This is a genomic window from Amycolatopsis solani, from assembly GCF_033441515.1.
GTDB classification, from domain to species: Bacteria; Actinomycetota; Actinomycetes; order Mycobacteriales; family Pseudonocardiaceae; genus Amycolatopsis; species Amycolatopsis solani.
The window spans coordinates 1466944-1473060 of the sequence record NZ_JAWQJT010000002.1; the positions used below are offsets into that span (position 1 = coordinate 1466944).

Sequence of the window (6117 nt, forward strand, 5' to 3'; positions counted from 1 at the left end):
GGGAGGGGCGGGATCGGACTCGCCCACCAAGCGGCCGGCGGATGCGCCCCAATGTGGCATTGGGTGCGCTGGACGCACCGAACGCCACATTGGGTGCGTCCAGCGCACCGAACGCCACATTGGGTGCGTCCGGGCCCGGAACACCAGACCCAGTGGCCACATCGATCGCAGCTGCCCGCCCCGCTCCGGGCCCTGGCGGCGTCAGCGCACGAGGGCGTCGTGGCCCAGGAGGTCGCCGAAGACCGAGACCGCGCGGTCGACCGCGTCGTCGTCGACGCCCGCGTGGGTGACCGCGCGGATGCGGTCGTGGCCCAGTTCCTCCACCCGGATGCCGCGGCGCCGGGCCGCCTCGATCAGGGTGCGGGTCGTGTAGCGGTCGTCGCGGACCTTGAAGAACACCATGTTCGTCAGCGGCGGGCCCGGGTCCAGCCGGACGCCCGGGATGCGGGACAGGCCGCGGGCCAGGCGCGCCGCGCGGGCGTGGTCGTCGGCCAGGCGCTCGGTCATCTCCGTCAGGGCCACGATGCCGCAGGCGGCGATCATGCCGGCCTGGCGCATGCCGCCGCCGAGCATCTTGCGCATGCGGCGGGCCGCCGCGATCGTCACGCGGTCGCCGACCAGTACCGAGCCGATCGGCGCGCACAGGCCCTTCGACAGGCAGATCTGCACGGTGTCGGCGTGCTTGGCCACCTCCGCCGCGCTGACGCCGAGCGCGACCGCCGCGTTGAACAGGCGGGCGCCGTCGAGGTGCAGGGCGACGCCGTGGGAGCGGATCAGCCGGGACACCTCGCTCAAGTAGTCCAGCTGCAGGGGCAGCCCGCCGCAGCGGTTCTGCGGGGTCTCCAGGCTGAGCACCGCGGGCGGCGCGATCTGCGGGTCGCTGCGGTCGACCGCGCACGCCTCGGCGATCGCCGCCGGGTCGATCGTGCCGTCGGGCAGGTTCGGCAGCGGGTCGTAGACGATGCCGCCGCACAGCGACGCGCCGCCGGCTTCGTAGACGTACACGTCGGATTCGTGCCCGACGATCGCCTTGCCGCCCCGCGGGCAGTGCGCCAGCAGCGCGGTCAGGTTGGCCATCGTGCCGCTCGGCATCAGGCAGCCGGCCTGCTTGCCGAGCAGTTCGGCGGAGAGCTGCTCCAGCCGGTCCACGGTCGGGTCCTCGCCGTAGACGTCGTCGCCGAGCGGGGCGCGCGCGGCGGCTTCGAGCATCGTGGGCGTGGGCAGGGTGAAGGTGTCGCTGCGGAGTTCGACGTGCGCGCCCTGCGCGGCGGTGGTTTCCGGGCGCAGCGTCGCGAGGTCGTCGGCGAAAGTGGTCACAACAGGCTCCTTGCGGGTCAGCGGGTGAGGGTTCGGACGGCGTCGTCGAGGCCGATTTCGGCCTGGCTCCAGCGCCAGCGGCGTTCGTCGGCCGCGGCGCGGATCCGGGCGAACGCGGTTTCGGCTTCGGTGACGGCGGCGAGCACGGACTCGCGGGCCGGGCCGCCGCCGTAGGCCGCGTGCTGCGCGACTTCGGCCGGGTCGAGCGCGGCCAGGACGTGCGGCGGCTGCCCGGCGAGCCGGACGCGGGCGACCTCGTGCAGCGGCCGGTTCCCGGCCAGCGCCTCCTTGGCGATCGCGCCGACGTCGTGGTGGGCCTGCCGGAACGGGACGCCGGCGGCGACCAGCCGTTCGGCGAGGTGGGTGGCCGCGGTCTGGCCGTCGGCCGCGCGTTCGGCCATCCGCTCCGGCACCGGCTCGGCGCCCTCGACGACCAGCCGGAGCAGCACGACGGCGTCGGTCGCCGCTTCGAGCGCCGCCCACGCCGGGGCGACGGCTTCGGTGCCGACCGCGATGGCGTTGGTGAAGCGGGCGGTGGCCATGGCGCCCGCCGACGCGGTGAACGCGCCGAGCGGCGCCAGCGCCCGGCCCTGGACGTGCTCCAGCAGGAAGGGGTTGCGCTTCTGAGGCATCATCGAGCTCGACCCGACGACGTCGTCGGCGAGCCGCAGCAGCCCGGCCTCGGCGCTGGTCCACGCCTGCAGGTCGTGCGAGACGCGGCAGAGGAGCACGCCGAGCACGGTGGCCGCGGACAGCTGGCGCAGCACCAGATCCCGCGAAGCGACGGCGTGCAGGGAATTCGCCAGCGGCGCGGCGAACCCGAGCAGCGCGGTGGTGCGGTGCTGGTCGACCGGCAGCGACGTGCCGCCGACCGCGCCCGCGCCGAGCGGGTTCTGGTCCAGCTCCGCCCCGGCCTGCCAGACGCCTTCGACGTCCCGGACCAGCGCGCTCGCCACGCCCGCCAGGTAGTGGCCGTAGGTGATCGGGACGGCGGGCTGGTGGTGGGTGTAGGCGGGCATGGTGACGCCGGCCCAGCGCCGGGCCCGCTCCAGCAGCGCGCGGCCGAGTGCGTCGGACTCGGCGAGCAGCCGCTCGTGCGGCTCGCGCAGCCGGAGCCGGACGACGGTGGCGTTGAGGTCGTTGCGGGACCGTCCACTGTGGAGGACTCCGCCGACGTCGGCGCCGAGTGTGTCGATCAGGTGGGACTCGTAGGCGAGGTAGCGGCCGCGCGGCGCGGGGACGTCGTGCAGTGGTGCGAAGCGTTGCCTGCGCAGGCTTTCGATGCCGCGGAGGAGCTCGCCGGCCCGGGCGCGGTCGACGATGCCGCGTTCGGCGAGCATGACGACGTGGGCGCGGTCGACCTGGCTGATCAGCCCGAGTTCCGCGGCGACGGGGTCGGGCGCCGGGGCGGTGTCGCGGTCGAAGAGGATTTCGCGGGCCGCGGCGGAGATGGGGCTGGTGAGCCGGCCGGTCCCGCCTGGGGCGATGGTCATCGAGGTGCTCCTTCCGGGGTGTCCGGGTGGGGTGCGGTGGCTCGCCCGGATGACGTGAATGACTCATTCCTGTCGTCGGACGACAGGAATGAGTCATTCACGTCGTGGGCGGGGCGGGCGGCGGCGGTCTGGGCGACCGTCGTTATGAGGAACCGCAGGGTCATCGGCGGGCTCCGTCCGGGATCAGGGCGGCACGCAGCCGGTCCAGCCCCGCCGCCGCGGCCGCGCGGGCGCCGCGGGGGCGGTCCGAAACCGCGAGGACGTACCCCGCGCGGTCGCGGTAGTCCCGGGCCGGGCGGACGAGAGTGCCGTCCGGGCGGGACAGCCGGGCGTCCACCACAGCCGGCACCGCGGACGCCTTCGCGACCGCGTCCCCGGCCGCCAGCACCGAGGTGGCACTCGCCGTGAGGAAACGCAGCGACGCGCACGCGCGCCGGGTGGGACGCAACGAAGGCGGCAGCCCCAGCACGGCGGAAACCTGCGCCGCCACCAGGTCGACGCCGGTCGCCGCGCGGACCAGTTCCGGGATCATGCCGCCCGCCGGGCGCGGGTTGACCTCCATCAGCCGCGGGCCGTCCGGGGTCAGCCGGATCTCGACGTGGGCCGCGCCGAAGCCGAGGCCCAGCGCGGTCACCGCCGACCGGGCCGTGTCGATCAGCGCCGTCTCGTCCGACGGGGGCAGCGACGCCGGGACGTCGTGGCCGACTTCGACGAAGTACGGCGCCGGGCCGAGGTGCTTGCGCACCACCGCCACCACGACGTCGCCGAACAGCTCCACCGAGTACTCCGGCCCGCTCGCGTACGGCTCCACGAGCACCTGCGGCGGCACCGGCAGGCCGCGTTCGTTGTGCGTCACCGAAAGCAGCGCCGCCGCCTGGGAAGCGACCGCTTCCGGCGTCTCGCACCGCAGCACGCCGACGCTGCCCGAGCCTTCGGCCGGCTTGAGCACGACCGGGAACTCGGCCGCGGCCGCCACCGCCTCCTCCACCGACATCGCGACCGTGCACGGCGCCGCGAGCACCGCCCGCTGGTGCGCCTTGTTCCGGCAGTCCGCCACGGCGACCGGGTCGGGCCCGGGCAGGCCGAGCTTCGCCGCGATCCGCGCCGCCACCGGGATGAAGTACTCCGAACTGGTCGTCACGCCCGCGGGTTCGCCGATGTCCTCGGCCAGCACCGCGCACGCGTCCGCGGTGTCGCAGCGGACGACGCGGACGCCGTCCTCGGCCGCGTACGGGTAGTGCGCGGGGTCGGCCGCGGCCAGCACCGGCTCGAACCCGAGCGAACGGGCCTGCCGGGCGAACAGCCGCCCGGTGCCGGTCGTGTTGCTCTCGACGAGCAGCAGCGTGCGCATCACGACGCGTCGGCGAGCGAACGCCGGCCCCAGTTCAGCCACGTCCACGAGCCGCCGGGCTCGTTGGGCGCGACCACTTCGTACGGCTCGGCCGCCCCCGCGTGCGCCAGTCCCTGCGCGCGCAGCCACTCGTCGGAGTAGACGGTGTCCTGGTAGCGGTAGCCCTCGTCGGGCAGCAGCGCGACGACCGTGGCGTCCGGGTTCCGGCGGGCGAACCAGTCCGCGACCTTGAACGCCGCGCCGCTGGTCGGTCCCATGAAGAGGCAGTGGCGCGCGTACAGCTCGCGCGTCGCGGCGAACGCCTCGGCCGCGCCGATCCAGTGCACCTGGTCGTAGCCGGTGTGCTCGACGTTGGGCGGCACCAGGCTGTTGCCGAGCCCGCGCAGCACGCGCGGTCCGTCGGGCTGGCCGAAGATGGCGCTGCGCTGGGTGTCGACGCCGATGAGCGTCAGCTCCGGGACGAGCATCCGCAGGAACGAACTCGTGCCGGACGTCGAGCCGCCCGAGCCGACCGCGCCGACGAGGCAGTCCGGCACGCCGATCGTCTCGGCCAGCTGCTCGGCCACCAGCGCGTACGACCGCGGGTTGTCGGGATTGCTGTACTGGCCGGGAACCCAGTGGTTCGGGTACTCCGCGCGCAGCTCCTCGAGCCGGTCCAGCCGCGCGCGCTGGTAGCCGCCGACCGGGCTGGGCTCCGGGCAGATCTCGACGCGGGCGCCGAGGTGCTCGAGGCGGCGCTTGAGCGGCGCGTCGATCGCCGGGTCACCGACGATCGTGAGCGGGTAGCCGCGTAGCCGGCAGACCATGGCGAGGCCGAGGCCGAAGGTGCCCGACGACGTCTCGAGCACGGTCGTGCCCGGGCCGACTTCGCCGCGCTCCTCGGCGCGGTCGAGCATGAACCGGGCGGGCAGCAGCTTCATCAGGCCGAAGGCGGCGACGTGGAAGTTGGGCCGGACGCGGATGATCCGGGGCAGCTCGGTCGCCTCCACGACGGACCGGCTGACGGGGGCGGCAAGGGTCATCGGACTCACCTCTCGGTTTCGAACTGCCAGGTTTCGGTCACGTCGAGCCGCGCCGCGGCGAACTCCAGCCGCGCCGGGGTTTCGGCGTCGGTCGCGTCGAAGATCAGGCCGGCGACATCGCCGCTGTGGGCGACCTGCACGCCGGCGGCCCCGGCGGCACGGGCGACGGCGAGGATGCCGTCCAGTCCGGGGACGGGCAGGTGCCGCTGGTTGAGCAGGGTGCTGGCGGTGGCGACGCGGCCGAGCAGGCCCGCGTCCCGGTCGGCCACGGCCCGGCGCAGCAGGCCGCGCAGCGGGCGGAACGCCTCGATCTCCCACGACGTGTAGCGCGCGGGCGTCAGTTCCAGGGTGTCGACGCCGCGGCCGCCCGGGCTGGTGCCGAAGCCCAGCACGGCCAGCGGCATCAGCTCGCCGAGGTCCTCGATCGGCTCGCCTTCGCGGTGGGCGAAGACCACCGCGCGGCCGCCGTACATGAGCGAGTCGGACGCGGTCTCGGCTTCGACGGCCAGCGCACCGACCTCGGCGGGCGGGAGCCGGCGGCCGGTCGCGGCGAGGACCGCGCCGATCGCCGAGGTCACGTCCGCGGTCGAGGAGCCGAAGCCGCGGCACAGCGGGATGTCGCTGGTGATGTCGAGCAGGCCGCCCGGCACCGGGTGGCCGAGCCGGGCCAGCGTCAGGTCGGCGGCGCGGCGGGCCTTGGTGCGCCACGCCGGCCGCACGGTCGTGCCGCTGTCTTCGGTGGGCAGGAAGGTGGCGCGGGTGCTGTAGAGCGGGCACGGCAGGGTGACCAGGCCGCGGCGCAGCCGGCCGCCGGCGACGAACACCCCTTGCAGGATCTCGCCGTGGTGGGCGTCGACCCGGAAGCTCCCCGCGCGGGGGTCGGTGACGGTGGCGGGGGCCGGTGCGGCGACCGCGAGGTCTTCGGTCATGGCGT

The 6117-nt window shown here is 74.9% G+C and carries 5 protein-coding genes; all 5 read right to left on the reverse strand.

Translation table 11 applies throughout. The features are described from left to right. Positions 1-201: 201 nt before the first annotated feature. The 5 genes from SD460_RS27245 to SD460_RS27265 all read right to left on the reverse strand — a co-directional run bounded on the left by SD460_RS27245 (position 202) and on the right by SD460_RS27265 (position 6112). The gene (locus SD460_RS27245; RefSeq protein WP_318306914.1) at positions 202-1317 is read right to left on the reverse strand and encodes a GntG family PLP-dependent aldolase; all 1116 of its coding nucleotides are present in this window, start codon (positions 1315-1317) and stop codon (positions 202-204) included. A gap of 17 nt (positions 1318-1334) precedes the next feature. Beyond that, positions 1335-2810, reverse strand: a complete 1476-nt coding sequence (locus SD460_RS27250; protein ID WP_318306915.1) for an argininosuccinate lyase — start codon at positions 2808-2810, stop codon at positions 1335-1337. Positions 2811-2970: 160 nt separating this feature from the next. Beyond that, positions 2971-4209 (reverse strand): ATP-grasp domain-containing protein, encoded by a 1239-nt coding sequence (locus SD460_RS27255; protein ID WP_318306916.1) that lies wholly within the window; start codon positions 4207-4209, stop codon positions 2971-2973. Beyond that, complete coding sequence (locus SD460_RS27260) at positions 4161-5183, reverse strand: pyridoxal-phosphate dependent enzyme (RefSeq protein WP_290060105.1); 1023 nt, start codon at positions 5181-5183, stop codon at positions 4161-4163. The genes SD460_RS27255 and SD460_RS27260 overlap by 49 nt, the downstream gene beginning before the upstream one ends. 5 nt (positions 5184-5188) lie before the next feature. Next, the gene (locus SD460_RS27265; protein WP_318306917.1) at positions 5189-6112 is read right to left on the reverse strand and encodes a GHMP family kinase ATP-binding protein; all 924 of its coding nucleotides are present in this window, start codon (positions 6110-6112) and stop codon (positions 5189-5191) included. Positions 6113-6117: the final 5 nt, after the last annotated feature.